This is a genomic window from Defluviitalea raffinosedens, assembly GCF_016908775.1.
GTDB classification, from domain to species: Bacteria; Bacillota; Clostridia; order Lachnospirales; family Defluviitaleaceae; genus Defluviitalea; species Defluviitalea raffinosedens.
This window is the reverse complement of record NZ_JAFBEP010000002.1, coordinates 1-26,016: the sequence shown is the minus strand read 5'-3', so window position 1 is coordinate 26,016 and position 26,016 is coordinate 1. Positions and strand designations below refer to the sequence as shown.

23 protein-coding genes and 2 other annotated features are annotated in these 26,016 nt (G+C 37.1%); of the genes, 18 read left to right on the top strand and 5 right to left on the bottom strand.

The features are described from left to right. Positions 1-202 precede the first annotated feature (202 nt). Positions 203-367, bottom strand: coding sequence for a hypothetical protein (locus tag JOD07_RS15315; protein WP_330636086.1), 165 nt, complete (start codon positions 365-367; stop codon positions 203-205). A 337-nt stretch (positions 368-704) separates the two neighbouring features. Between JOD07_RS15315 and JOD07_RS02040 the strand changes: the two genes are divergently transcribed. After that, entirely contained in the window at positions 705-2,171 is a 1,467-nt protein-coding gene (locus tag JOD07_RS02040) for an NADP-dependent glyceraldehyde-3-phosphate dehydrogenase (protein ID WP_158740244.1), read from the top strand. A gap of 278 nt (positions 2,172-2,449) precedes the next feature. Continuing rightward, positions 2,450-2,716, top strand: a binding site (T-box leader). A gap of 62 nt (positions 2,717-2,778) precedes the next feature. Next, the gene (locus JOD07_RS02035) at positions 2,779-4,266 is read left to right on the top strand and encodes a sodium:solute symporter family protein (RefSeq protein ID WP_204611859.1); all 1,488 of its coding nucleotides are present in this window, start codon (positions 2,779-2,781) and stop codon (positions 4,264-4,266) included. Between the two features lie 67 nt (positions 4,267-4,333). On the opposite strand, the gene JOD07_RS02030 is transcribed toward JOD07_RS02035, so the two are convergent. Together JOD07_RS02030 and JOD07_RS02025 are read right to left on the bottom strand one after the other, a co-directional pair. Then, positions 4,334-4,519, bottom strand: a complete 186-nt coding sequence (locus JOD07_RS02030) for a DUF1858 domain-containing protein (protein WP_204611857.1) — start codon at positions 4,517-4,519, stop codon at positions 4,334-4,336. Position 4,520: 1 nt separating this feature from the next. Further along, positions 4,521-5,180: a hypothetical protein gene (locus JOD07_RS02025; RefSeq protein ID WP_204611855.1), complete on the bottom strand. Its 660-nt coding sequence runs from the start codon at positions 5,178-5,180 to the stop codon at positions 4,521-4,523. A 117-nt stretch (positions 5,181-5,297) separates the two neighbouring features. On the opposite strand from JOD07_RS02025, the gene JOD07_RS02020 reads away from it, so the two are divergent. The 13 genes from JOD07_RS02020 to JOD07_RS01960 all read left to right on the top strand — a co-directional run bounded on the left by JOD07_RS02020 (position 5,298) and on the right by JOD07_RS01960 (position 21,435). Continuing rightward, positions 5,298-5,984 (top strand): Crp/Fnr family transcriptional regulator, encoded by a 687-nt coding sequence (locus tag JOD07_RS02020; RefSeq protein ID WP_158740248.1) that lies wholly within the window; start codon positions 5,298-5,300, stop codon positions 5,982-5,984. A 98-nt stretch (positions 5,985-6,082) separates the two neighbouring features. Continuing rightward, positions 6,083-7,666, top strand: coding sequence for a putative bifunctional diguanylate cyclase/phosphodiesterase (locus tag JOD07_RS02015; protein WP_204611841.1), 1,584 nt, complete (start codon positions 6,083-6,085; stop codon positions 7,664-7,666). 75 nt (positions 7,667-7,741) lie between these two features. Continuing rightward, positions 7,742-7,999: a binding site (T-box leader), on the top strand. A gap of 50 nt (positions 8,000-8,049) precedes the next feature. Next, positions 8,050-9,660, top strand: a complete 1,611-nt coding sequence (ilvB, locus tag JOD07_RS02010; RefSeq protein ID WP_204611839.1) for a biosynthetic-type acetolactate synthase large subunit — start codon at positions 8,050-8,052, stop codon at positions 9,658-9,660. Between the two features lie 32 nt (positions 9,661-9,692). Continuing rightward, complete coding sequence (ilvN, locus tag JOD07_RS02005; protein WP_204611824.1) at positions 9,693-10,208, top strand: acetolactate synthase small subunit; 516 nt, start codon at positions 9,693-9,695, stop codon at positions 10,206-10,208. A gap of 3 nt (positions 10,209-10,211) precedes the next feature. Continuing rightward, positions 10,212-11,207 carry a ketol-acid reductoisomerase gene (gene ilvC / locus JOD07_RS02000; protein ID WP_158740252.1) on the top strand — a complete coding sequence of 332 codons (996 nt, stop codon included), beginning with the start codon at positions 10,212-10,214 and terminating at the stop codon, positions 11,205-11,207. Between the two features lie 37 nt (positions 11,208-11,244). Further along, complete coding sequence (gene cimA / locus JOD07_RS01995; protein ID WP_330576556.1) at positions 11,245-12,846, top strand: citramalate synthase; 1,602 nt, start codon at positions 11,245-11,247, stop codon at positions 12,844-12,846. Positions 12,847-12,862: 16 nt separating this feature from the next. Next, the gene (gene leuC, locus JOD07_RS01990) at positions 12,863-14,125 is read left to right on the top strand and encodes a 3-isopropylmalate dehydratase large subunit (RefSeq protein ID WP_158740253.1); all 1,263 of its coding nucleotides are present in this window, start codon (positions 12,863-12,865) and stop codon (positions 14,123-14,125) included. 15 nt (positions 14,126-14,140) lie between these two features. Further along, positions 14,141-14,632: a 3-isopropylmalate dehydratase small subunit gene (gene leuD / locus JOD07_RS01985; protein ID WP_158740254.1), complete on the top strand. Its 492-nt coding sequence runs from the start codon at positions 14,141-14,143 to the stop codon at positions 14,630-14,632. 91 nt (positions 14,633-14,723) lie between these two features. After that, positions 14,724-15,794, top strand: coding sequence for a 3-isopropylmalate dehydrogenase (gene leuB / locus JOD07_RS01980; RefSeq protein ID WP_158740255.1), 1,071 nt, complete (start codon positions 14,724-14,726; stop codon positions 15,792-15,794). Positions 15,795-15,851: 57 nt separating this feature from the next. Continuing rightward, the gene (ilvE, locus tag JOD07_RS01975) at positions 15,852-16,736 is read left to right on the top strand and encodes a branched-chain-amino-acid transaminase (protein WP_204611817.1); all 885 of its coding nucleotides are present in this window, start codon (positions 15,852-15,854) and stop codon (positions 16,734-16,736) included. An 11-nt stretch (positions 16,737-16,747) separates the two neighbouring features. Then, complete coding sequence (gene ilvD, locus JOD07_RS01970) at positions 16,748-18,409, top strand: dihydroxy-acid dehydratase (protein ID WP_158740257.1); 1,662 nt, start codon at positions 16,748-16,750, stop codon at positions 18,407-18,409. 59 nt (positions 18,410-18,468) lie between these two features. Further along, positions 18,469-20,139, top strand: a complete 1,671-nt coding sequence (gene ilvB / locus JOD07_RS01965; RefSeq protein ID WP_158740258.1) for a biosynthetic-type acetolactate synthase large subunit — start codon at positions 18,469-18,471, stop codon at positions 20,137-20,139. Between the two features lie 222 nt (positions 20,140-20,361). Then, positions 20,362-21,435: a hypothetical protein gene (locus JOD07_RS01960; RefSeq protein WP_158740259.1), complete on the top strand. Its 1,074-nt coding sequence runs from the start codon at positions 20,362-20,364 to the stop codon at positions 21,433-21,435. Positions 21,436-21,644: 209 nt separating this feature from the next. Here the strand turns inward: JOD07_RS01960 and JOD07_RS01955 are convergent, their stop codons facing one another. Further along, positions 21,645-22,460, bottom strand: a complete 816-nt coding sequence (locus tag JOD07_RS01955) for a DUF2225 domain-containing protein (RefSeq protein ID WP_204611815.1) — start codon at positions 22,458-22,460, stop codon at positions 21,645-21,647. A gap of 34 nt (positions 22,461-22,494) precedes the next feature. Further along, positions 22,495-23,217 carry a heparan-alpha-glucosaminide N-acetyltransferase gene (locus tag JOD07_RS01950; RefSeq protein ID WP_158740261.1) on the bottom strand — a complete coding sequence of 241 codons (723 nt, stop codon included), beginning with the start codon at positions 23,215-23,217 and terminating at the stop codon, positions 22,495-22,497. Between the two features lie 259 nt (positions 23,218-23,476). On the opposite strand from JOD07_RS01950, the gene JOD07_RS01945 reads away from it, so the two are divergent. From JOD07_RS01945 to JOD07_RS01935, 3 genes are all read left to right on the top strand, one after another. Next, the gene (locus JOD07_RS01945; RefSeq protein WP_158740262.1) at positions 23,477-23,953 is read left to right on the top strand and encodes a MarR family winged helix-turn-helix transcriptional regulator; all 477 of its coding nucleotides are present in this window, start codon (positions 23,477-23,479) and stop codon (positions 23,951-23,953) included. Next, positions 23,922-25,289, top strand: coding sequence for an MATE family efflux transporter (locus JOD07_RS01940; protein ID WP_158740263.1), 1,368 nt, complete (start codon positions 23,922-23,924; stop codon positions 25,287-25,289). The genes JOD07_RS01945 and JOD07_RS01940 overlap by 32 nt, the downstream gene beginning before the upstream one ends. A gap of 302 nt (positions 25,290-25,591) precedes the next feature. Further along, positions 25,592-26,016: transaldolase family protein (locus JOD07_RS01935; RefSeq protein ID WP_204611813.1), on the top strand; the 425-nt coding region annotated here is incomplete at its 3' end.

Genomic DNA, 26,016 nt, shown 5'->3' with positions numbered 1-26,016 from the left:
TTCGCTGATCCCATAGGATAGAAGCGAAGGGGTTTATAATTATATCGGTAGCAAATTTCCTACTATCTTATGATCTAAGTAGAATATTTTCTACTCACTGGTGAAAAAATACTTTTGATTAAATAAATAACAGCAACCTGACAGCCATTACGACCATACCTGCCACAACATCCTATATGGACAGATGATGTTCTCCATATTCTTAAGTCACAGAAAGAAGTTCATCCAGGGAGATATACACCATAATGCCGGCCACAGTTGCAAATAATATTCCAAAGGTAATATCAAAGAGTGATGACAAGAGTACATAGCCTACCAAGGTTCCCAAAGGCTCTGAAAGACTTGATATAAAAGAATACTTAATCATTACCCCTGCAGAGAAGCCGAGGATGACAGACAGGAATCTTGTATTGTTTTTTTGGTAAAGAACGCTTTCAGGCTTCCGATACCGGTAGAAAAGAAAGACCAGCAAATAAAGTGAATTTGAAAGCGATGAGTATGCTGTTTAGATCCATAAATCTATCCCTATCAAGTTAAATTATGTCATTCCTTATTATAATATGTCTGAGTGAATATAATAAATCATTACATCTTCATATTAAAAATAAAAACAGTGGAAAAACAATAATAATTATTATATAATAAATAAATAATATTAAATATTATCTGACAATGCTTAAATTATAAATTAAAGAGGTGATGGCATGTTTTCATGCATATTCAGAGAAGGAAATATATACAAAAATTTATGTGGTGGACAGTGGACAGAATCGTCTGCTGGAGAAAGAATTAAGATCTATTCTCCGGTCGATGACTCTTTAATTGGAGAGATACAGGCTCAAACCAGAGCAGATGTTGATTTTGCTATTCAAAATGCAAAAGAAGCACAAAAAGAATGGGCAAAAATACCGACAAGCGAAAGAGCTGATATCATTCACAAAGCAGCAAGAATTATGGAAAAGTATGAAGAAGAAATTGCTGATGTTTTAGTTAAAGAAATAGCGAAGGCAAAAAGCTCAGCCATATCTGAAGTGAAGAGAACCGTTGACTTTATGCATTTTACGGCTGAAACTGCCAAAAGAATGACCGGTGAAACGATTTATGGCGATGCTTTTCCAGGGTTTGATAAAACCAAAATATCTCTTGTAGAAAGAGTGCCATTAGGAGTAATCTTATGTATTTCTCCTTTTAACTATCCTGTTAATTTATCCATATCAAAGATTGCTCCGGCACTGGCAGGAGGCAATAGTGTTGTATTCAAGCCTCCGACCCAGGGCTCAATCAGTGCCATGTATTTAGGGCAAATCTTCTGTGAAGCCGGGCTTCCAGGAGGCGTGCTTAATATTGTAACAGGGAAGGGCTCTGAGCTGGGAGATTATTTAATTACCCATCCAGGCATTGATATGATTAATTTTACAGGCAGTACGGAAGTTGGCCAGCATATTGCAAAAGAAGCAGGCATGATTCCGTTATTATTGGAACTGGGAGGCAAAGACGCAGCCATCGTCTTGGAAGACTGTGACCTGGATGAAACCGCTCAAAATATCGTTAAAGGTGCCTTCAATTACTCTGGGCAAAGGTGTACGGCTGTAAAGAGAGTATTGGTTATGGAGAGTATTGCTGACGAACTGGCTTCAAAAATCGTTGCGGAAGTCGCAAAACTTACCGTAGGCAGACCTGAAGACGATGCACAAATAACACCTTTGATTAATGATAAGGCGGCAGATTTTGTACAGGAACTTATTGATGATGCAATTGAGAAAGGTGCTAAACTTCTTATAGGCAATAAACGAGAAAAAAGATATATCTGGCCTACGGTGTTTGATTATGTTACGGAAGATATGAGAATTGCGTGGGAAGAACCTTTTGGTCCTGTACTGCCAATTATGCGCGTAAAAACGATCGAAGAAGCCATCGATATTTCTAACAAATCGGAATACGGTCTTCAAGGCTGTGTGTTCACCAAAAATATCGATAAAGCGTTTGCCATTGCACAGAAATTAGAAGTTGGAACTGTTCAGATTAATAATAAAACAGAAAGAGGTCCAGACCACTTCCCATTCCTCGGTGTAAAAGCATCCGGTTTAGGTACTCAGGGAATCCGATACAGCATTGAAGCCATGACAAGGTCAAAGGCTATTGTTATTAACCTGGATAAGGATTTTCAATGATAAGTATAAGGGTTTGAAGCTTTTGGGTAAATATTTAGAAGACATCTTAATAAACAGTAAAAATTATGGTCACTATGAAGTTATTACTTTGTAGTGACCTTTTTGTGTTTTAAAAATTATAATTTAAACTACATTAATGGTTGGAGAGATTTTAGAATCTAATTACTTGATTGAAACGACTTTAATTCATATAGAGATTTCAAAAAATAATTTTAAAATAAATTAAACTATTGACAATATTTTAAATAGATAATAATATATTGATAACTAAATACTGCGTTAAAACGTTGAAGAGAAGAAGTAAAATTAAGTAGGCTTTTACAGAGAGCACCCGGTTGGTGGAAGGGGCAAAGCGGCATTAATTTGAATACATCTTGGAGTGCTTGCTTGAACGCATATTAAATATGCCAGTAGAGGAAGACGGGTTCACCCGTTATAGTGATAGAGTATCCCAAAAGGTTGCTTTGGCGTACTTGAAGAGGTTATTGCTGCGAAGCAATAATAAATTAAGGTGGTACCACGGGAAATATACTCTCGTCCTTATGATAGGACGGGAGTTTTTTATTTGCAAAAAATTTATAAAAATGAATAGGAAGGAAGTGGATCAATGAAGGCATTATTCTTATTAGTATTTATTGGGGTGATGATTGGGGTAGGCATTTACAGCAAGAAAAAAGTAAAAGACACCAATGACTTTTTCCTTGGTGGAAGAAATATGGGAGCATGGATGAGTGCTTTTGCCTATGGGACTTCGTATTTTTCAGCGGTTATTTTTATTGGCTATGCAGGAGGATTAGGATGGAAATATGGTGTATCAGCTTCTTGGATAGGTATGGGGAATGCAGTATTTGGCTGTTGGCTTGCTTGGAAGATGCTGGCTCAAAAGACCCGCGATATGACACATAATTTGGATGTTCGTACTATGCCGGAATTTTTTGAAAAAAGGTATGAAAGTAAAAATATGAAGTTTATTGCAGCGCTTGTCATGTTTGTGTTCTTAGTACCCTATACAGCTTCAGTATATAAAGGATTAGGATATATTTTTGAGAGTTCTTTTGGGATCAGCTTCAATACTGTTATTTTAGGTATGGCAATATTAACTGCTTTTTATCTTCTTTTAGGGGGCTATGTGGCTACAGCTATCAATGACTTTATCCAAGGAATCGTTATGTTAATAGGCAGCATACTTATGGTCTTTTTTGTCGTTAATAATGATGCGGTTGGTGGCTTTAGCGGAGCATTTACGAAATTATCGGCTCTTGATTCGGGGCTTGGTATGGTATTTAGTGATTCCAGCAGAAGATTGTCATTGATGAGCATGATTTTTATGACAAGTTTTGGTGTATGGGGATTGCCTCAAATGATTCACAAATTTTATGCGGTCAAAGACGATCACGCGATTAAAAGAGGGACAATTATTTCTACTATTTTTGCATTCGTCATAGGGGTCAGTGCGTACTTTACAGGTTCTCTTGGAAGGTTATTCTTTATAGAAGAGGGGGTTGCAGTGATGCCACAAGGCAATGCAGATATGGTTGTACCTCTTATGTTAGAAAAAGCATTGCCGGATGCTTTGCTAGGGGTTATTGTTGTACTGATTCTCTCTGCTTCTATGTCAACCCTTGCATCTTTAGTGCTTGTTTCCAGTTCGACTATTTCTATAGATTTTATAAAGGGATATGTAAAACCCGATTTATCTGATCAAAAGACCATGAGCATAATGAAAGTTTTTTGTGCGCTTTTTGTTGCTTTATCCTATGTTATGGCTGTATTCCAATCCAATACGATTGTTTACCTTATGTCTTTATCCTGGGGCATTGTGTCCGGTATGTTCCTTGGTCCTTATGTTTGGGGAATATGGTGGAAAAAAACGACAAAGTTTGGTGCTTGGGCAGGATTTTTAGGTGGAGGGATTGTGATAGGAGGATATTTGATCCTTGAGAAATTAGGTATACTTTTAATTGATATGCCGATTATTTCATGTATTGCCATGATTGTATCCAGTATTACTGTACCTTTAGTGAGTCTTTTAGGTAAAGAAACGAATACGGCGCTTATTCAAAAAGCCTTTGGAGAAGCAACTATTGAAAATTAGGTGTATAATTATGAAAAAGGATTATAGACTTAAAAGCATTAAGTCTATAATCCTTTTTTAATATTTTCTATTGATTCAGTTTTTCGATCAGTTCATCCACGTCAATGCCGTGAACTGCGGCAGCCTGTTCTAAAGATTCAGCCTGGGATGAAGGGCATCCAAGACAGCCCATTCCGCTGCTCATTAATATTCTGGCAGCATTGGGGTTGATTCTTAAAACTTCTGCGATCAGCATATCCTTTGTGATTTTCATATTATCTTCCTCCTTTTAATATTTTGTGAGATAATGAATCAGAGATTTTCTCAAATTCATATTTATAATCAGGATTTGCATTTTCGATAAATGCAGAGATCCATTGTTTTCTTAAAGTATAAAATATATCGGGATCTGCCCCTGCAGCATTCCAGTAACCTATATGAAGACAGAAAACTGTTTTCCATTCCATACACTCTTCTTTAGAAACTATGATTTCATTGACACGGTCACAGGGCATTCCGTCTAAAATATAGTTATTTAAGGCCTTGAACAATTCAGGGGCAGAAGAAGGTGCTTCCTGAGACTGACTTCTTTTGCCTGCAGCTGCTCCTTGTCTGCTGTATATATCTGACGCAAGATGTAACGCTTGCTTTCCATGGATATTCAGTACTTCATTCAAAAAAGCTGCCTGACGGGTTTCTGCGATACTGATTTTTTCTTGAAGCCAGCCATGGATATTGCTTTGATCAATAATATTTTCCAAAGGTTCATCGATTGATACAGGATCGCCATATCGATCACAGTATTTTATGTAAATTTCACCAATAGATTTACCGTATTGATTTATATAAGTCTCAACCAATGATTTTTCTAATGCTTCAAATAAAACAATTTTATTGTACAGCCAATAATGTATAGGGCCTAAAAAAGCACTCATAAGAAATCCTCCTTGTCACAATTGATGTATTCATTATAAAATATATAGGAATACTTGAATATGATATTAATCACATTTTAATCAAATATAAATAAAATAAGGAAATGGGGGACTATAGTGGAGAAACATATCATAGCTTTAAAGAGGATACCTGTTTTTTCAGGCTTATCAGAGGAACAGCTTATAAAAATCAGCCAGCTGGAAATTAAAAAAAAGTATCCAAAGGGTTCAATTATTTTTAATGAAGGGGATAAAGGGGAGTCTTTTTTTTATATTCAATCGGGGAAAATAAAAGTATATAAAACTTCTTTTGACGGAAGGGAAATTATCCTGAATATTTTTGGAGAAGGTGCGATCTTAGCAGAAGTAACCATGTTTAATGACATAGAGTATCCTGCAACAGCAGAAGTGATAGAAGACGCTGAAGTCGGAATGATTTACAACAGGGATATAGAAAAGATGGTGTTAGAAAACAGAGAATTGTCATTGCAAATTATAAAAGTACTTACTAGACGCCTTTATTATTCTCAAATGAACGTAAAAGAAATTGCCTTAAATGATACATATATAAGAACAGCTAAAGTATTGATTAATCTAGCCAAAGAATATGGGAAGCTTACGAATAAGGGCATAGAAATTCATCTTGGAATGACAAGACAGGATATAGCTAATCTTGTCGGAACCACAAGAGAAACGGCAACACGGGTGATGAGCCAATTAAAGAAGAAAAAGCTGATAGATATGGATGGCAAAAATATTATTATTAAGGATCTTGGAAAATTAAAGGAAGAAATTGAAGAATGAACAAAAATCTTAAATAATATGATTTACTTTAATATTAAGGTAAATTATAATTATTATAGATAGTTGGAGGAGGCAATTCTAGGGACGGAGCTGGTATCGTGAGCACTATTAATTCTAATAACAAATTGTTAAAAAGAAGAAAACGGCCGGTAGACGTAATGGGATATAATAATATCCCATTTAGAATAGCAGGCATTGTTGCTTTCGCAATTTTGTTATTATTAATTTTTATGGGTATTAAACTTGCAAAATTATACCTGAATATTCAAAATGCAACCCAGATATCCATTGTGCTCCTTTTGATTGGAGCGGCTTTAACTGGAAGTCTTTTTGTGTTCATGAGAAATTACCAAAGATCTCAAAACAGGATTTTTCAGTTGATTTATTATGATGATCTGACCAAAATACCAAACCGAAAGTTTTTTGAAGAGACTTTATTGAGAAGTATTGAGGATTGCAAAAAAAATAACCAAAAAGTTGCACTGATTTATATAGATTTAGATCATTTTAAAGTCGTTAATGATACTGTGGGGCATGCTCAGGGAGATATAGTATTAAAGCAGGTAAGCCAATTACTTAAAGGCTGTCTGTGTCAAAATGATTTTATTTCACGCTTTGAAGGAGACGAGTTTGCTGTTTTAATCCCTGAGGTTATTGATAAAAATGATGTCATTAATATTGTTAAAAAGTTCATTCATGTTTTTCAGGCCCCTTTTATATTAGATGGAAAAAAGTTTCATATTACTGCCAGCATGGGGATTGCTGTTTATCCTGATGATGCTGAGGATGTGAAAACAATCGTTCAATATGCAGATATGGCAATGAACTACGCAAAAGAAAAGGGCAGAAATCAATATTGCTTTTTTGAATCCTGCATAAGTGCAAAAGTATTGGAGAAATACCAGTTGGAAGAGGATCTAAGACAGGCGCTGGATCATCAGGAGTTTGTGCTCTGTTATCAGCCTCAGATAGATATTATGACAGGAAAGATAGTAGGAGTAGAAGCGTTGATCCGTTGGATACATCCTACAAAAGGCTGCATCTCTCCTGCTCATTTTATTCCTCTGGCAGAAGAAACAGGATTGATTGTCCCTATAGGAGAATGGGTTATTCGTACAGCATGTCAGCAAAGTGCGGAATGGAGAAAAAAAGGGTTTAGAGATGTTCGTATTTCTGTTAATTTATCTGCAAAACAGTTCCAGCAGCCTGACTTAGTTGAAATGATCACGAAGATTATCGAAGAAACGGATATGAATCCGGGACTTTTGGATTTAGAAATTACAGAAAGCCTGGCAATGATGGATATTGAACTTACTAAAGAAATTCTTGGGAAATTAAAAAAGATGAATATTAATATTTCTTTAGATGATTTTGGAACAGGATATTCCTCTTTGAATTATTTAAAACAGTTGCCGATCAATACGGTAAAAATCGATAAAACTTTTGTAGATAATATTACAGTGGATAAAGGTCAACAGACCATTGCAAAAGCAGTGATAGATTTGTCACATAATATGGCACTTCAAGTTATTGCTGAAGGAGTAGAAACATGGGATCAATATTCTTTTTTGAAATATCAGCAATGCGATAAGGTTCAAGGTTATTTGTTTAGCAAACCCCTTTCGTTGGAAGAAATAGAAAATATTCTTAAAGAAGATGAAGGTTTTGTTAAATGTAAATAATATTACAATTTTCTCAAAAAAGTTATTGACTTTAGTTTTAATTACTGCTAAAATACATACAAATTTAATTTTCTGATAAATGCAATGAAGGAGCCTGGTATTTTGCATAATATAGGTGCAGAGAGTCGGTGGGTGGTGTGAACCGATCCTATAGCGAAATACAAATCTCTCCAGAGCAGTTTCTCCGAAGTATAGAACTTCTTCTATACAAGTAAGAGATAAACGGCAAGCCCCGTTACAGGCGAAGGTTTGATTGAACCTAGTGAGAGAACTTTATTGCAAAATAAAGTTAATAAGGGTGGTAACGCGCGGAATGTATTCCTCGTCCCTGCAAGTCAGGGATGGGGTTTTTTTATACTCTTTATTTCGAAGGAGGGGAGTCGATGAAAGCTGCAGATGCGATTGTAGAATGTTTAAAGAAAGAAGAAGTTACAACAGTTTTTGGCTATCCAGGGGCCGCGATCATGCCTTTGTATGAAGCTTTAAGAAAGTCACCAATCCGTCACGTGTTGGTCCGACAAGAACAGGCAGCTGCTCATAGCGCCAGTGGATATGCCCGCACTTCAGGTAAAGTAGGTGTCTGCATTGCTACTTCAGGACCGGGTGCTACAAATTTGATTACAGGCATTGCAACTGCTTATATGGATTCCATTCCTCTTGTTGCATTTACAGGACAGGTAAAATCAACACTAATAGGAAGAGATGTATTTCAAGAGGTAGACATTACAGGAGCGACAGAACCTTTTATAAAACATAGTTATCTTGTAAAAGATGCAAAGGATCTTCCTCGCATAATTAAAGAAGCATTTCATATCGCTAAAACAGGAAGACCTGGTCCGGTTCTTATTGATATACCGGTAGATATGCAGAATGAAAATATTGAATTTTCTTATGATGAAGAAGTCAATATCAGAGGTTACAAACCTACATACATAGGACATATAGGTCAGATTAAACGTGCGTTGAGAAGGCTTAAAGACAGTAAAAAACCGATTATATGCATAGGTGGAGGAATTGTCAGTGCAAAGGCAGAAAAAGAACTTCTTGCTTTTGCAGAAAAGTCCAAAATTCCGGTGGTATGCACCCTAATGGGGTTAGGAGGAATGGACCACAATTCACCTTATTATATCGGGATGATTGGTTCTCATGGGGATAAAGTTGCCAATAAGGCAGTATCTGAAGCAGATGTAGCAGTTTTTATGGGGGCAAGAATTGCAGACAGAGCAACCGGAGGAAGCAAATTATTTGCAAAGAATGCAGATATTATCCATATTGATGTGGATCCTGCGGAAATTGGTAAGAATTTAGGAACCTCCATACCGGTTGTGGGAGACGTGAAAAATATTTTGGAACAGTTTCTTGAGATGGCACAGCCTCTTAATACGGATGAATGGGTAAAATATCTGACAGATTTGAAGCAAAGCGGTATAAAAAACAGGAAGCCTTCCAGTAATGTAAATCCTAAATATGCGATTCAACTTCTTTCTGAAGTTTTAGATCAAAATGCTATTTTAGTTGCTGATGTAGGGCAAAATCAGATGTGGTCAGCCCGTAACTTTAAGATTTTCGATGAGAGAAAGTTTTTTACTTCCGGTGGTTTAGGGACCATGGGATACAGCTTGCCGGCTGCTATTGGGGCAGCGATCGCGGCACCTAATAGGCAGGTTGTCGCAACCATGGGAGACGGTGGATTTCAGATGAGTTTCTTTGAATTGGCCACATTAAAGCAAAATAAAGTTAAGCTGATCATACTGCTGTTTAATAATGAAGGATTGGGCATGGTCAGAGAAATGCAGTATAAAAATTATAAGGCGGAATATGGTGTAAACTTAAGCGGCAATCCTGATTTTATTAAACTGGCAGATGCTTATGGTATTAAAGGAAGAAGAGTTCTTCAGGATGATGAACTAAAAGAAGTATTTGATGAAGCGATTCATTCCGACGAGACATTTTTAATTGAATGTATCGTTGATCCAAAAGAAAGCACACTTTAACATATCTTTTTACTATAGAGAGGGGGATTGCAGTGAAGAGACATGTTTTATCTGTTTTAGTAGAAAACCATTCAGGGGTGTTAAGCCGGGTGTCAGGACTTTTCAGTCGACGCGGCTATAACATCGACAGTCTTTCCGTGGGAGAAACGGAAGATCCCAATGTATCCCGCATGACCATTGTTGTTCGAGGAGATGAATATATCCTGGAACAAATCAAAAAGCAACTAAATAAACTCATCGATGTAATTAAGGTTATAGAATTAAAGCCTGAACAATCTGTATACAGGGAACTGGTACTTATAAAAGTAGGTGTTGCTACCCATCAGAGGCCAGAAGTTATTGAAATCGTGAATATTTTCAGAGGAAGAATAGTCGATGTAGCCAGTGAATCCTTGATGATTGAGATCACTGGAGATGAAGCAAAAGTATCTGCATTAATCAGCATGCTGGAACCTTATGGTATCAAAGAAATGATTCGCACAGGCCTTACAGCTCTGGAGCGAGGGAATAAAGAAATCAAACAACATAATAAATATGAGGAGGAATAAAAAATGGCAAAATTATATTATGAACAAGATTGCAATTTGAATTTATTAAAGGGAAAAAAAGTGGCGATTATCGGATATGGAAGCCAGGGGCATGCCCATGCGCTTAACTTACATGACTCTGGTGTGGATGTAATTGTTGGACTTTATGAAGGCAGCAAATCCTGGGCGAAAGCAGAAGCAGCAGGACTTAAAGTTGCAACTGCAGCAGAAGCAGCAGCCGAGGCTGATATTATTATGATTCTTATTAATGATGAAAAACAACCTAAATTATATAAAGAGAGCATTGAGCCCAATTTAACCGCGGGCAAATCTTTAGCCTTTGCTCACGGATTTAATATTCACTATGGACAGATTACACCTCCTGCAGATGTAAATGTATTCATGGTTGCACCAAAAGGACCTGGACATACAGTAAGAAGTCAGTATTTAGAAGGAAAAGGTGTTCCTTGTCTGATCGCAGTACATCAAGATGCTACTGGTAATGCAAAAGAATTAGGGCTTGCATATGCAGCAGGAATTGGTGGAGCAAGGGCAGGTATTCTTGAAACCACATTTAAAGAAGAAACTGAAACAGACCTCTTTGGAGAGCAAGCGGTACTCTGTGGAGGCGTTTCTGAACTTATGAAAGCGGGATTCGAAACATTGGTAGAAGCCGGATATCAACCAGAAAGTGCTTATTTTGAATGTATGCATGAGATGAAATTAATCGTAGACTTAATCAACCAGGGTGGATTAAGCTACATGAGATATTCGATCAGTGATACTGCAGAGTATGGAGATTACAGTGTTGGAAAACGTATTATTACAGAAGAAACAAAGAAAGAAATGAAGAAAGTATTAAAAGAAATTCAAGATGGTACCTTTGCTAAGAACTGGATTTTAGAAAATCAAGCCAATCGTCCTAACTTTAATGCAAGAAGAAGAATGGAATCAGAACATCAAATTGAAAAAGTAGGAAGAGAACTTCGCAAGATGATGAGCTGGATTCAGGACAAATAAGAAGCAATCAGGCAGAGTTTACAACAGAGGGGGGAGAATGAAGCGAATGGCGAATAAAATCACTATTTTTGATTCTACATTAAGAGATGGTGCTCAGGCAGAAGGAATTTCCTTTTCTGTAGAAGATAAATTAAAAATTGTAAAGACGCTGGATGAGTTTGGAGTTGCCTATATTGAAGCAGGCAACCCCGGCTCAAATCCTAAAGATTTGGAGTTTTTTGATAGAGTTAAAAAGATTCATTTGAAGAATGCAAAAATAGCGGCTTTTGGAAGTACAAGAAGAAGAGGTATATCTGTTGAAGAAGATAGCAATGTCCAGTCACTGCTTACTGCAGATACGCCGGTTGTTGTGATATTCGGGAAAAGCTGGGATTTTCATGTGACGGATATTATTAAAACATCTTTGGAAGAAAATTTGGAGATGATTAAAGAAACCTTAAGATTCTTCAAAGAAAAAGGCAAAGAAGTGATCTTTGATGCAGAACATTTCTTTGACGGATATAAAGCTAATCCGGATTATGCGATGGCAGCACTGGCTGCTGCAGTGGAAGGCGGAGCAGATTGTATTGTTCTTTGTGAAACCAATGGCGGCGCATTTCCTGATGAAGTCTATGAAATTACCAAAAAAGTAGTGGAAACTTTTAAAGTACCTGTTGGAATCCATCCTCATAATGACGGAGGTATGGCAGTTGCCAATGCGATCATGGCAGTAAAAGCCGGAGCTACTCATGTTCAAGGAACTTTTATAGGATTTGGAGAGCGATGTGGTAATGTTAATCTCTCCACTGTTATAGGAAATCTTCAACTTAAGAAAAAACTTGAATGCGTACCCCAGGAACAGATGGTCAATCTTACTCAAACCGCAAGAAGAATAGCAGAAATTGCCAATGTTACTTTAAGTGATAGTATGCCTTATGTTGGCAAGAGTGCATTTGCACATAAAGGTGGTATGCACATTGACGGGGTTTCTAAGGCCAGTCATTCCTTTGAACATGTTAATCCTGAACTGGTTGGAAATGAAAGAAGATTTTTGATGTCGGAAGTTGCAGGCAGAAGCACAATCTTATCTAAAATACAGAAGGTTAATCCTGACGTTACGAAGGATTCACCAGAAACAAAGCTGATTATTGACCGGTTAAAAGAATTAGAACATTTGGGATATCAATTTGAAGGGGCAGAAAGTACCTTCGAACTCATCATTCGTAAACAACTCGGAAAATATAGACCATTCTTTGAATTAGATCACTTCAAGATTATCGGCGAACATCCTGCAGGAAATGAAGATTTCAGCTCTTCAGCTATGGTTAAAGTTAAAGTTGATGGTAAAGCTGAAATCACTGCAGCAGAGGGCGATGGTCCAGTTAATGCTTTAGATAAAGCTTTAAGAAAAGCATTAGAAGTATTTTATCCTAATCTTAAAGACGTTCATCTTACAGATTATAAGGTAAGGGTATTAGATACCAAAGAAGCTACTGCTGCAAAGGTTAGAGTATTGATTGAATCTACCGATGGAGAGGACATTTGGACGACTGTAGGCGTATCCACAGATATTATTGAAGCCAGCTGGATTGCGCTGGTAGATTCCATTGAGTATAAACTTATTAAAGATATTGAAAAGAAATTTAAACCATATTTATGACAGAGGAGATGATACAATGGGAATGACAATGACTCAGAAAATATTGGCTGCCCACGCAGGTCTTGAAAGTGTAGTAGCAGGCCAACTGATCGAGGCACGTTTAGACCTGGTACTTGGAAATGACGTAACCACACCGGTTGCTGTAAAGGAATTTAAAAAAATTGGAGTAGATCAAGTATTCGATAAAGCAAAAGTGGCAATTGTACCCGACCATTTTACACCGAACAAAGACATAAAAGCGGCAGAACAATGCAAATTCATCCGAGAATTTGCCCGTGATACGGAAATAGAAAACTATTTTGAAGTAGGAGAAATGGGAATAGAGCATGCTCTTATCCCAGAAAAAGGTTTAGTTGTACCTGGAGATGTAGTGATCGGTGCAGATTCCCATACCTGTACGTATGGAGCACTTGGAGCTTTCTCAACAGGGATCGGAAGCACAGACATGGCAGCGGGTATGGCAACAGGTAAAGCATGGTTTAAAGTACCTTCTGCGCTTAAATTTGTTCTTAAAGGAAAATTGCAAAAATGGGTAAGCGGTAAAGATGTAATTCTCCACATTATCGGCATGATTGGCGTAGATGGTGCATTATATAAATCTATGGAATTTGTTGGAGATGGTATCAAAAATCTTTCTATGGATGATCGCTTTACCATGGCGAATATGGCGATTGAAGCCGGAGCCAAAAATGGTATTTTCCCTGTAGATGAAAAAACATTGGAATATGTCAAAGCGCATTCTACAAAAGAATATACAATTTATGAAGCAGACGAAGATGCAGAATATGATGCGGTATACGAAATAGACCTTAGTACCATTCGTCCGACTGTAGCATTCCCGCATCTTCCAGAGAATACTCGTACCATTGATGAAGTAGGAGATGTCAAAATAGATCAAGTGGTTATCGGGTCTTGTACCAACGGACGTATGGAAGATTTAAGAATTGCTGCAAGTATTTTAAGAGGAAAGAAAGTGGCAAAAGGCGTTCGTGTAATTGTATTCCCAGGAACACAAAATATTTATCTTCAAGCTTTAGAAGAAGGATTGGTTAAAGATTTCGTTGAAGCTGGTGCAGTATTCAGTACGCCTACCTGTGGACCTTGTCTTGGAGGACACATGGGAATACTTGCTAAAGGCGAAAGGGCTATTGCGACGACTAACAGAAACTTTGTAGGCCGTATGGGACATCCAGAGTCCGAAGTTTACTTAGCAAGTCCTGCAGTGGCAGCTGCATCCGCACTGACAGGTAAAATCACTAATCCGGAAGAGATTGCGTAAAAGGAGGACATATCAATGAAAGCACGAGGAAGAATATTTAAGTACGGAGATAACGTAGATACAGATGTAATTATTCCAGCGCGTTATTTAAACACATCTGATCCACAAGAATTAGCGAAACACTGTATGGAAGATATAGACAGTACCTTTGCTCAAAAAGTACAAAAAGGAGACATTATCGTTGCCGATAAAAACTTTGGCTGCGGGTCTTCAAGAGAGCATGCCCCTATTGCGATTAAAGCTTCAGGAGTGTCCTGCGTTATTGCAAGTACCTTTGCAAGAATCTTTTATCGCAATGCCATTAACATAGGGCTTCCGATTTTGGAATGTGAAGAAGCTGTAAAAGGAATCGATGCGGGCGATGAAGTGGAAATTGATTTCAGTACAGGTACGATCACCAATTTAACAAAGAATGAGACTTATCAGGCTCAGGCATTCCCTGAATTCATGCAAAAAATTATCGCTGCAGAAGGCTTGATTAATTATATTAAAAAAGACTTGGCATAATCAGTTATCGAGTCGCTAAAAAGCGACTCGAATTTATAAAATAGTTCGGATTAAAGAAATACATTTAAAATTAGAAACGGAGGCGAAGATTATGAATTTTAATATAGCTACTATTCCTGGAGACGGAATTGGTCCAGATATTATAGAGCAAACCGTATTGGTATTAAACAGAATTGGAGAAAAGTTCGGACACACATTTCATTTTACAGAAGTATTGGCAGGAGGGGCAGCAATCGATGCAACAGGCGAACCTCTTCCGCAAGAAACCATAGACATTTGTAAAAAAAGTGATTCTGTATTGCTTGGGGCTGTGGGAGGACCAAAATGGGATAATCTTCCCGGAGACAGAAGACCTGAAAAAGCCCTTTTAGGACTTAGAGGAGAATTAGGCCTTTTTGCAAACCTTCGACCAGCTTTGCTTCACAAAGCATTAAAGGATGCTTGTCCTCTAAAGCCTGAAATTATAGGAGACGGGCTGGATATTTTGGTAGTTCGCGAATTAACTGGTGGTATTTATTTTGGTGAAAGAGGAAGAAGAACTGGGAAATTTGGAGAAGAAGCTTACGATACAGAAACTTATTCTGTTCATGAAGTAGAACGCATTGCCAGAGTAGGTTTTGAATCTGCAATGAAAAGAAATAAAAAAGTAACCAGTGTGGATAAAGCAAATATCTTGGAATCTTCAAGACTTTGGAGATCCGTAGTGGAAAAAGTTGCAAAAGATTATCCGGAAGTTGAGCTTAATCATATGTATGTAGACAATGCTGCCATGCAGCTGGTAAGAAATCCAAGACAATTTGACGTGATTATTACAAGCAATATGTTTGGGGATATTTTATCCGATGAAGCCAGCATGATCACAGGTTCCATAGGTATGCTGCCTTCTGCCAGCTTAGGAGAAGGAACCCTTGGAATGTATGAACCGATACATGGCTCAGCGCCTGATATTGCAGGACAGGATAAAGCAAACCCAATAGCGACCATTCTATCAGCAGCTATGATGCTTCGTTATTCCTTCAATTTGGAAAAAGAGGCAGCTTGCGTTGAGGAAGCAGTAACCAAAGTATTAGAGCAAAACTATCGCACAGGAGACATCATGAGCGACGGAATGAAACTGGTTGGAACGAGAGAAATGGGTCAATTGATCATTAATGCACTTTAAAATATAATCAATTCCCACCTTTACAGAGGCGATGGATAAAAACAGGGAGGAATTAAAATGTCCGATGAATTAATCATTTATTTAGATGGAGAATATGTAAAGAAATCAGAAGCAAAAATATCCGTATTTGACCATGGGGTATTATATGGAGACGGCGTATTTGAAGGTATTCGCGCTTACAATGGGCGAATTTTTAAGTGCAAGGAACATATCGACAGAATTTATGCAGCTGCAAAAGCTATTATGTTAGAGATTCCTATGACCAAAGATGAAATGAAAGAAGTTTTACTTGAAACCTGCAGAAGAAACAATTTAAGGGATGCATATATCCGATTGGTTGTAACCAGGGGAACAGGAGATTTAGGGCTTAGTCCTACAAAATGCCCAAAACCTACAGTATTCTGCATAGCTTCTACGATCACCTTGTATCCTCCGGAAATGTACGAAAAAGGAATGCCAGTGATTACTGCTGCTCAGCGCAGAAATAAGGCAACCATTGTTGATCCTCAGGTAAAATCTTTAAATTATTTAAATAATATTTTGGCAAAAATAGAAGCTAACCGTGCCGGAGTGCCTGAAGCTATCATGCTTAATCATGATGGAATCGTAGCAGAATGTACAGGAGACAATATTTTCATTGTAAAAGATGGTGTGATTTATACGCCTCCTATTCATGTAGGTATATTAGACGGAATTACAAGAAGAACAGTCATAGACCTGGCAAAAGAAATGGGTATCGAAGTTTATGAAAAAGAATTTACATTATTTAATGTATACAATGCAGATGAATGTTTCTTAACGGGAACAGCCGCAGAAGCTATTGCTGTAACTCAGGTGGATGGCAGAGTGATTGGGGATGGTGTAGCAGGACCTATTACAAAGAAACTGCTTGAAGCATTCCAAGTTTATGCAAATAGCCACGGAGAGCCAATTTATAACTAAGGGGTGGATATATGAGAAGCGATCGTGCCAAGAAGGGACTGGAAAGAGCACCCCATCGGTCTTTGTTTAAAGCGATGGGTTATACAGATGAAGAAATCAATCAACCTTTGATTGGTATAGTGAATGCACAGAATGAAATAATTCCAGGACATATCCATCTGGATACCATTGCAGAGGCTGTAAAAGCAGGCGTGCGAATGGGCGGAGGCACCCCTATAGAATTTCCGGTAATCGGGGTATGTGATGGTATTGCCATGGGGCATATAGGAATGCACTATTCCCTTGTATCAAGAGAACTTATTGCCGATTCTATTGAAACGATGGCAATGGCCCATGGTTTTGACGCCTTAGTGATGATCCCCAACTGTGATAAGATTGTCCCGGGAATGCTTATGGCAGCAGCCAGACTCAATATTCCTACCGTCGTAGTCAGCGGAGGGCCAATGCTTCCAGGAAATGTGGAAGGAAAGAGAATGAGCTTAACAGATGTATTTGAAGCTGTAGGTGCGGTTAAAGCGGGTAAAATGACGGAAGAAGAACTCCTTAAGTGTGAAGAATCTGCTTGCCAAAGCTGTGGTTCCTGTTCCGGTATGTTTACGGCTAACAGCATGAACTGCTTAACGGAAGTATTGGGCATGGGATTGCCGGGAAACGGAACAATTCCTGCAGTATATTCAGAACGCATCCGCCTGGCTAAACAAGCTGGTATGACCGTAATGAAACTTTTAGAAAAGGATATAAAGCCAAGGGATATTATGACCAAAGAAGCATTTTACAATGCTCTGACAGTAGATATGGCTCTGGGTTGCAGTACCAACAGTATGCTTCATCTTCCGGCTATTGCCTATGAAGCAGGTGTTGAACTGAATTTAGAAATTGCTAATGAAATTAGTGCGAGAACACCAAATCTGTGCAAACTGGCTCCTGCAGGTCATAATTTCATTGTGGATCTATATGAAGCAGGCGGTGTTCAGGCTGTAATGAAGGAATTGTCTAAAAAGGATTTATTAAACTTATCTTTAATCACAGTAACAGGGAAAACTGTGGGAGAAAATATTGCTTCAGCAGTGAATAAAAACCCCAATATTATCCGACCGATTGATAATCCTTACAGTCCAACAGGAGGTATTGCCGTATTAAAGGGTAATTTAGCTCCTGACGGATGTGTTGTAAAACGTTCTGCTGTTGCAGAAGAAATGCTGCAGCATAAGGGACCAGCCAGGGTGTTTGATTCCGAAGAAGAAGCTACCGCAGCAATATTTGCCGGAAAAATCAATAAGGGAGATGTCGTTGTGATCCGCTACGAAGGCCCTAAAGGAGGTCCGGGCATGAGGGAAATGCTTACACCTACCTCTTCACTGGCTGGTATGGGCCTTGATAAAGATGTTGCTCTGATTACAGATGGAAGATTCAGTGGTGCGACAAGAGGGGCTTCTATAGGGCACGTATCTCCTGAAGCAGCTGAAGGCGGCCCAATAGCTTTCGTAAAAGAAGGAGACATTATTTCCATAGATATGATCAACGGAAACATAGAGTTAGAAGTATCTGATGAAGAACTTCAAAGAAGAAAAGAAAACTGGATACCTCCAGAACCAAAAATCAAAACCGGTTATCTTGCAAGATATGCAAAATTGGTTTCGTCTGCAAGTACAGGAGGAGTATTAAAGTATTAATGAAGTAGGGGTCGCTCTTCCCACAGCGATCCCTATAATTCTAAAGAAGGAGGAGACTTATGCAACTTACAGGATCGCAAATCTTAATAGAATGTTTAAAAGAGCAGGGTGTGGATACGATTTTTGGATATCCAGGAGGTTCTGTTCTAAACATCTATGATGAATTGTATAAGCATCAGCATGAGATCAGACATATTTTAACCGCTCATGAGCAAGGGGCAGCCCATGCAGCGGACGGGTATGCAAGAGCAACTGGCAAAGTAGGAGTATGTATTGCGACGTCAGGTCCTGGAGCGACCAATTTGGTTACTGGGATCGCAACAGCATATATGGATTCTGTTCCTATGGTGGCGATTACAGGGAATGTACCAGTTTCTTTATTGGGGAAAGACAGTTTCCAGGAAGTTGATATTTGTGGGATTACCATGCCGATTACAAAGCATAATTTTATTGTAAAAGATGTGAAAGACTTAGCGGATACAATAAGAAGAGCATTTTACATTGCAAAAGAAGGACGTCCGGGACCAGTTTTGATAGATATTCCAAAAGATGTGACTGCAGCAAAAGCAGACTATCATTATCAGGAACCAAAATCAATTCCTGTATATACAGAATATATAAAGGAAAAAGATATTGAAGAAGCTATTAAGATCATTAATGAATCGGAAAAGCCATTTGTGTATGCAGGGGGCGGGATCATCCGTGCTGATGCAACAGAGGAACTGCTTCAATTTGTAGAAAAGCTTAGTGCACCGGTGAGCTGCAGCCTGATGGGACAGGGGGCATTTCCTGCAAACCATAAATTGTATACAGGAATGATTGGTATGCATGGAACGAAAGCATCCAATACCGCAGCCACAGAATGTGATCTGCTCATTGCTATAGGAGCTCGTTTTAGTGACAGAGTTGTAAGCAATATAGAAAGATTTGCTCCTAATGCTCAGGTTATCCATATAGATATTGATCCGGCAGAAATCAATAAAAATATAAAAACCCATCATTGCATCATTGGTGATGTAAAAGAAGTTTTAAAAATCCTTAATGAAAGACTGGAAAATAAAAACCCTAATGGATGGAATAAAAAAATCGAAGAACTCATGAATGAGTATCCTGTAACTTATCCTCAGGATGATACTTTAAGACCCCAATATATTATAGAAAAGATTTACGAGAAGACTCAGGGAGATGCGATTGTTACTACGGAAGTAGGACAGCATCAAATGTGGACTGCTCAATATTATAAGTTTGTAAAACCACGTACCTTTATTTCTTCAGGAGGACTTGGAACCATGGGATATGGTACAGGTGCAGCCATAGGAGCACAGCTTGGAATGCCGGATCAGCAGGTGATTCATATTGCAGGGGACGGAAGCTTCAGAATGAATTGCAATGAATTGGCTACTATCACCGCCTATAATATACCATTAATCATTGTTGTTATTAATAATGGAACCCTTGGTATGGTTCGTCAGTGGCAAACGATGTTTTACGGAGGCAGATATTCTGCAACTACATTAGATAGAGGTCCGGATTTTGTAAAACTGGCAGAAGCCTATGGCGCTAAAGGTTATAAAATTACAACCAAAGAAGAACTGGAAAGGGCTCTGAATGAAGCCTTGAGTTTAAGGGGACCCGTACTTTTGGATTGTCATGTGGATATAGACAATAAAGTTCTTCCAATGGTACCTCCGGGAAAAGCTATTGAAGATGTTATTACAGAAGAATTTTAAAAAGTTCTCTACAATTATGTAGGGAACTTTTTTTGAATTACGAAACACAGGCCATCAAAAAAATTCTGCAAATAGCAGAAAAAAGTAAAAAAATTCAAAGAATTTGATGTATAGTATTGAAAATAGTTCCTGAATGTGCTAATATAGCGGACATAATGGAAATTTTTCGGATTTACGGAAGATGATCCAGCAAAATAACTATGTAATCAATGAGGTGAAATGATGAAAGAAAAGAGATTATTTAAACTTATTGTTACATCCATGGTGTTAGCTTTAGTTATTTGCTTTAACAGTCTTGTCTTTGCAAATGCAGAAGTGCCTTTAAAACAACCAACGGGTAAAATTTACTTATATGGGGAATATCATGGGAATGAGAAAATACTGAATAAAGAATTTGAACTGTGGAGTAAGTATTATCATGAAGACAATATGAGACATTTATTTATTGAAATGCCTTGCTATACTGCAGAGTTTTTAAACCTTTGGATGAAGGCAGATAACGATGACATTTTAAATGAGATCTATGAAAGTTGGGCAGGGACACCCAGTTATAAAGAATGCGTCAAAGAATTTTATCAAAAGATTAAAAAGCAATGTCCGGAAACGATTTTCCACGGAACTGATGTAGGACATGGATTCGATACGATTGGACAACGATTTTTAAAGTATCTTGAAGAAAATGATATGAAAGATACAGAAAAATACAAATTGACATTAGAAGTAATCGAACAGGGAAAAACTTTTTACAAAGACGAGGACTTTGTTTATCGGGAAAATAAAATGGTAGAGAATTTCATCCGAGAGTTTGACAAACTAAAGGATGTTAACATTATGGGAATTTACGGCGCAGCCCATACAGAATTTGATGGGATGGAATTTACTACTCAGTCCGTTCCCTGCATGGCAAATCAATTGAAAAAACGTTATGGAGATGCTATTTTTTCAGAGAATTTAATTTGGATAACAAAGGTTGTTGAGCCGGAGAGAGTAGATACATTTTTCATCAATGGTAAAAAGTACAAGGGAAGCTATTTTGGAAAGCAGGATATAAGTGAATTTAAGGGATATGATTACCGAGAATTTTGGCGTTTGGAAAATGCCTACGATGATTTTAAAAATAATAAGAAAACAGGTGAGGTTTTACCCTATGAAAATTATCCCATGCTGATAGAAACAGGCCAGGTTTTTGTTATAAAATATGTAAAAACAGATGGTTCTGTAGAAAGAATGTATCATCGTTCTGATGGATATATTTGGGAAGGGTCGCCTTCAACGGAAGGATTTATGCTTAAGTAAGTTGTAAATTGATCAATATGTAGAAATTGAGGCGAATTTCAGGTGTGAATGAATTCACTTCATACAGAGGAACGTGAATATGGATGAATGATATGATACCTCTTAAGCAGATCATAAAAATGACCAGAATCTGCTCAGGAGGTATTTTTAGATTTTTAATTTCTATCTGCTCAAGGACTTCTTTCAAAAGTTACAGGATTATTTAGTGATTATGTCTGTTCCGTATCTTTATAATCTTTTTGCTGAGATGCTCGGATTAAATCTTTTAAGTTCCTGGCTCTATCCTTTAATCGGGCTGGTGCATTTCTTGATACAAGTACATCACTGAGCCACTTAAGAGCATTTTCTGTATCTCCAGTTCGTCTGAAAAGATCTCCCATTAAATATCTTAAAGTATGTTCATTCATGCCGCAAACCGGAAAGCGTTCTTTTTCAAAAGCTTCAAGAAAGCCTTTCAGTGCTTGCTCTAAAAAACGCTTTTCATTATCCTGATCTTCTAAATCTCTGTAAAGCCACGCTATTTTTAAACAGATATATGCTTTCTCGCTTACTTTTGCTTTTTTTACGATTGCATTGAGTAAAGCCAGCTTATATCTCTCAATGGCAATTTCAGTGGTATATATGTCCGGGTATTGCTTTGCTTTAAACGCAGACGAAATCTGATTTCTAATCCACTCTATTTGTGTAGCCCGGAGACTATGAAAAAACTGAGTTAATACTGCATATCCGCAATAAGGACATAAAATAACATCATACTTAACAGGGTTAATGATCGAATAATGGGGCTTAAAATCCGTATCTGTAGAGATGAGCCGTGCTTTGCCTGATTTTACAGTTCTTGCTTTAAAGTTTAAAGAGCAGACAGGGCAAGTATATGTTTTGTCATAAAGGCAGTCTGCTTCTGTCAGTTCTTTTTTTATTACCATATTTTTATCTTGAGATTCTTGTTTTTCTTCGAATATTTTTAAATCATTTAGATTGCTAAATCCTAAAGCTTCTAATCCTTCAAAAAAATTATTATTCATGGTATTAATCCTTTCAAGTAAAGCTTAAAAGATTTTATCTGTCTTTTAATATGAAATGAAAAATCACATACAGTAAGGATAAGAATATGGGTTGATGAATCAGATAAATAAAGAGAGAATGCCTGCCCATAAAATTAATAAATCCTCTATTTCTTTTTATATGAAAAATACTTTTTTTATCCTTATATACAACTTTTCCGATTATGGTTCCAATTAAGAAAACTCCAAACCAAGGGAAAAGGGGGTAGTAATCCATTGAGACAAAATCGCCGTGTATGAGTCCTAAAGGAATAAGAATCCATGTATTTATAGTGATGTGATTCATCATATTACCTAAAATAATAATTATTAAAGCCAAAGCACCGGACCATACATGAGGGATTTTTTTAATGAAATGAAATATAATCATGCTTAAACCGAGAAGATGAAGAATGCCAAACCGAATATATTCGCCTGGCATAAATATATAAGATCCAATGGTTAAAAGCATTCCTATAAGAAAAATTTTACAACCTCTTATCAAGTTATTTTTGCTTAAAGTACAGCTTATACCTGCTAAAAACATAAAAAGAATAGCAGATGTCTTCCCTTCATAATACCAAAAGTTATTCCAGTAAGGTATGGGGATGTTATAAAATTCCTGCAAGTCATATAGAAAGTGGAATAACATCATAAGAATCAGAGCGATGCCTCTAAGAAAATCAATTTCAATAATCCGATTAGAGTATTGTCTTTGTCCACTTTTACTTATAACCATAGTTATACTCCCTTGCGCGATCAACTAAGAATCGACGACGTACATCTATTTAATATACTTATACTTCATGAGAAAAACAAGTAAAAAATTGTTACTTTAATCTAATATAAAGTTTGGTACTTTAATATTATGATATAAAAATTGAATTGTAAACAAAGAAAGACAAAACTATGAAGAATTTTTGTAAAAATAGTTGCGTTGACAACTAACTTAAGCTGTGTTATAGTTGTCGATGCAACTATTTTTAAGGAGAAGAATTATGGAACATAGCAGATTAATTGGTAAGTATATTTCAATTATTTATCGGCAAGGCCAGTGTTATATCAATAAAAGATTGGAGCCGTACGGGATAGGAAGCGGCCAGTTTATCTTTCTGAACATCCTCTATCATAAGGATGGAATTCGCCAGGAAGACATGGCAGAATTTCTGGATATAGATAAAGGGACAACTGCCAGGGCGATCAAGCGACTTGAGGAAGAAGGATATGTATATAGAAAAACTGATTCAGAAGACCATAGGGCCCAGCTTATATTTTTAACTCAGAAGGCAAAAGATATTGAAGACGATATTAAAAACATATTAAAAAGCTGGACAGAGATTTTGCTATCTGACTTTTCAATGGAGGATTGCAAGAAAGCAGAAGAACTCATGGAAGCAATGACAAACAATATTCATCGATATTATGAGAGGGAGGAAAGATTTAATGGAAGACAGACAAGAGCAATTAAGAAGTGAACGTATTGGAACTTTACTTTTAAAATTTTCTATTCCTGCTATTGTGGGAATGCTGGTAAATGCTTTGTACAATATTGTAGACAGAATTTTTATTGGGCAAGGTGTAGATGCTTTTGCAATTACGGGAATAGGTGTTGTTTTTCCTATCATGACGATCATTATGGCATTTGGGATGCTCGTAGGAATTGGCAGTACTTCTTTGATTTCTATTCGATTGGGTGAAAAAAGACAGGATGAAGCTGAACATATTTTAGGAAATGCTTTTATCCTTCTTGTAATCGTTTCTTTAGCAATTACTTTTTTTGGGCTTATCTTCATAGATCCATTACTTCTGATTTTTGGAGCCAGTCCAGATACAATCGGATATGCTAAAGATTATATTATCATTATTTTATACGGAACAATTTTCAATGCTTTAGGTTTTGGACTCAACAATATTATACGGGCTGAGGGAAATCCAAAGGCTGCAATGTTAACAATGCTGCTTGGCGCAATTATTAATACTGTTTTAGACCCCATATTTATCTTTGTGTTTGATATGGGTGTAAAAGGAGCTGCTTATGCTACAGTCATAGGACAGCTGGCCAATACGATATATGTATTGTCTTATTTTAATAGCAAGAGAAGCATTTTAAAGCTTCACAAAAAAAATATGAAACTTTCAAAAGAGATTATTATTGGAATTTTTTCTATTGGCATGTCGCCTTTTGCTATGCAGCTTGCAGCCAGTGTGGTTCAACTTTTATCAAATAATGCTTTAAAAATTTATGGTGGAGATTTGGCCATAGGTGCCATGAGTATTATTTCAAGTGCAGTTACGATTTTCTTTATGCCTATTTTTGGAATTAACCAAGGAGCACAGCCTATTATTGGCTATAATTATGGAGCCAAACAATATGACCGTGTGAAGCATGCAATGAAATTAGCAGTGGGTGCAGCTACTGTAATTTCATTAATAGGATTTATATCTGTACAGGTATTTCCACAAGCAATTATACGGATTTTTAATAATGATTCTGAATTAATCAGAATTGGTACTCATGGAATTCGAATTTATTTAGCCATGATGCCTATTATAGGGTTTCAGATTGTAAGCGCTAACTATTTCCAGGCTATAGGTAAAGCTAAAATATCAATGTTTTTGAGTTTGCTGAGACAAGTTACACTTCTTATACCGCTACTCATTATTTTACCGCCGATTTTTGGTCTTACAGGAGTATGGATGTCGGCACCTGTATCAGACTTTATCTCAGTTATTATAACAGGAATTTATGTATGGCGTGACATGCGAAAACTAGATCAGGAACATGCTTTAATTTTGGCGATGCAAAAATAAATTCGTAATTTATTGAGCATATGAGATACTCCCTTTGTGGCAGACAGTTTGAATGATGAAACTGTTTACTGCAGGGGGAGTATATTTTTTATTATACATTACAGCAATATTGTTTGACATTTTTTACATTTGCAAATATAATAATAAGTGTAACTTTTTAAAACCAATTTAAAAAGTAGATCAAAGTAATTAGTTTTAGAATTAAAGCTTTATCGGATAGATGTTTCTTAAAACATTTAAGAAAGCATGGCAAAAATGCTTACTATGGTCAAAATTAAACTAAAAATAAAGGGGAGACAAAAATGAAAATATTTATTGACACTGCCAATGTGGAAGAAATCAGAAAAGCCAATGATATGGGAGTTATCTGTGGCGTAACCACGAATCCTTCTCTTATAGCCAAGGAAGGAAGAGATTTTATCGAAGTGGTAAAAGAAATTACAACCATTGTTGATGGTCCAATCAGTGCAGAAGTCATCAGCCTTGAAGCAGAAGGCATGGTAAAAGAAGCAAGAGAACTGGCTAAAATCCATAAAAACATCGTTATTAAAATCCCTATGACTATGGAAGGGTTAAAAGCAGTAAAAATCTTAAGTGCAGAAAACATTAAAACCAATGTGACCCTCATTTTCTCAGCAACCCAGGCACTCCTTGCTGCAAGAGCAGGAGCAACTTATGTAAGCCCATTCCTTGGCCGTTTGGATGACATCGGCAACGAAGGCATGAA

Coding starts and splice junctions, on each gene's coding strand:
- JOD07_RS15315 (WP_330636086.1), bottom strand. CDS start 367: ATGATTAAGTATTCTTTTATATCAAGTCTTTCAGAGCCTTTGGGAACC.
- JOD07_RS02040 (WP_158740244.1), top strand. CDS start 705: ATGTTTTCATGCATATTCAGAGAAGGAAATATATACAAAAATTTATGT.
- JOD07_RS02035 (WP_204611859.1), top strand. CDS start 2,779: ATGAAGGCATTATTCTTATTAGTATTTATTGGGGTGATGATTGGGGTA.
- JOD07_RS02030 (WP_204611857.1), bottom strand. CDS start 4,519: ATGAAAATCACAAAGGATATGCTGATCGCAGAAGTTTTAAGAATCAAC.
- JOD07_RS02025 (WP_204611855.1), bottom strand. CDS start 5,180: ATGAGTGCTTTTTTAGGCCCTATACATTATTGGCTGTACAATAAAATT.
- ilvB (WP_204611839.1), top strand. CDS start 8,050: ATGAAAGCTGCAGATGCGATTGTAGAATGTTTAAAGAAAGAAGAAGTT.
- ilvC (WP_158740252.1), top strand. CDS start 10,212: ATGGCAAAATTATATTATGAACAAGATTGCAATTTGAATTTATTAAAG.
- cimA (WP_330576556.1), top strand. CDS start 11,245: ATGAAGCGAATGGCGAATAAAATCACTATTTTTGATTCTACATTAAGA.
- leuC (WP_158740253.1), top strand. CDS start 12,863: ATGGGAATGACAATGACTCAGAAAATATTGGCTGCCCACGCAGGTCTT.
- leuD (WP_158740254.1), top strand. CDS start 14,141: ATGAAAGCACGAGGAAGAATATTTAAGTACGGAGATAACGTAGATACA.
- leuB (WP_158740255.1), top strand. CDS start 14,724: ATGAATTTTAATATAGCTACTATTCCTGGAGACGGAATTGGTCCAGAT.
- ilvE (WP_204611817.1), top strand. CDS start 15,852: ATGTCCGATGAATTAATCATTTATTTAGATGGAGAATATGTAAAGAAA.
- ilvD (WP_158740257.1), top strand. CDS start 16,748: ATGAGAAGCGATCGTGCCAAGAAGGGACTGGAAAGAGCACCCCATCGG.
- ilvB (WP_158740258.1), top strand. CDS start 18,469: ATGCAACTTACAGGATCGCAAATCTTAATAGAATGTTTAAAAGAGCAG.
- JOD07_RS01960 (WP_158740259.1), top strand. CDS start 20,362: ATGAAAGAAAAGAGATTATTTAAACTTATTGTTACATCCATGGTGTTA.
- JOD07_RS01955 (WP_204611815.1), bottom strand. CDS start 22,460: ATGAATAATAATTTTTTTGAAGGATTAGAAGCTTTAGGATTTAGCAAT.
- JOD07_RS01950 (WP_158740261.1), bottom strand. CDS start 23,217: ATGGTTATAAGTAAAAGTGGACAAAGACAATACTCTAATCGGATTATT.
- JOD07_RS01945 (WP_158740262.1), top strand. CDS start 23,477: ATGGAACATAGCAGATTAATTGGTAAGTATATTTCAATTATTTATCGG.
- JOD07_RS01940 (WP_158740263.1), top strand. CDS start 23,922: ATGGAAGACAGACAAGAGCAATTAAGAAGTGAACGTATTGGAACTTTA.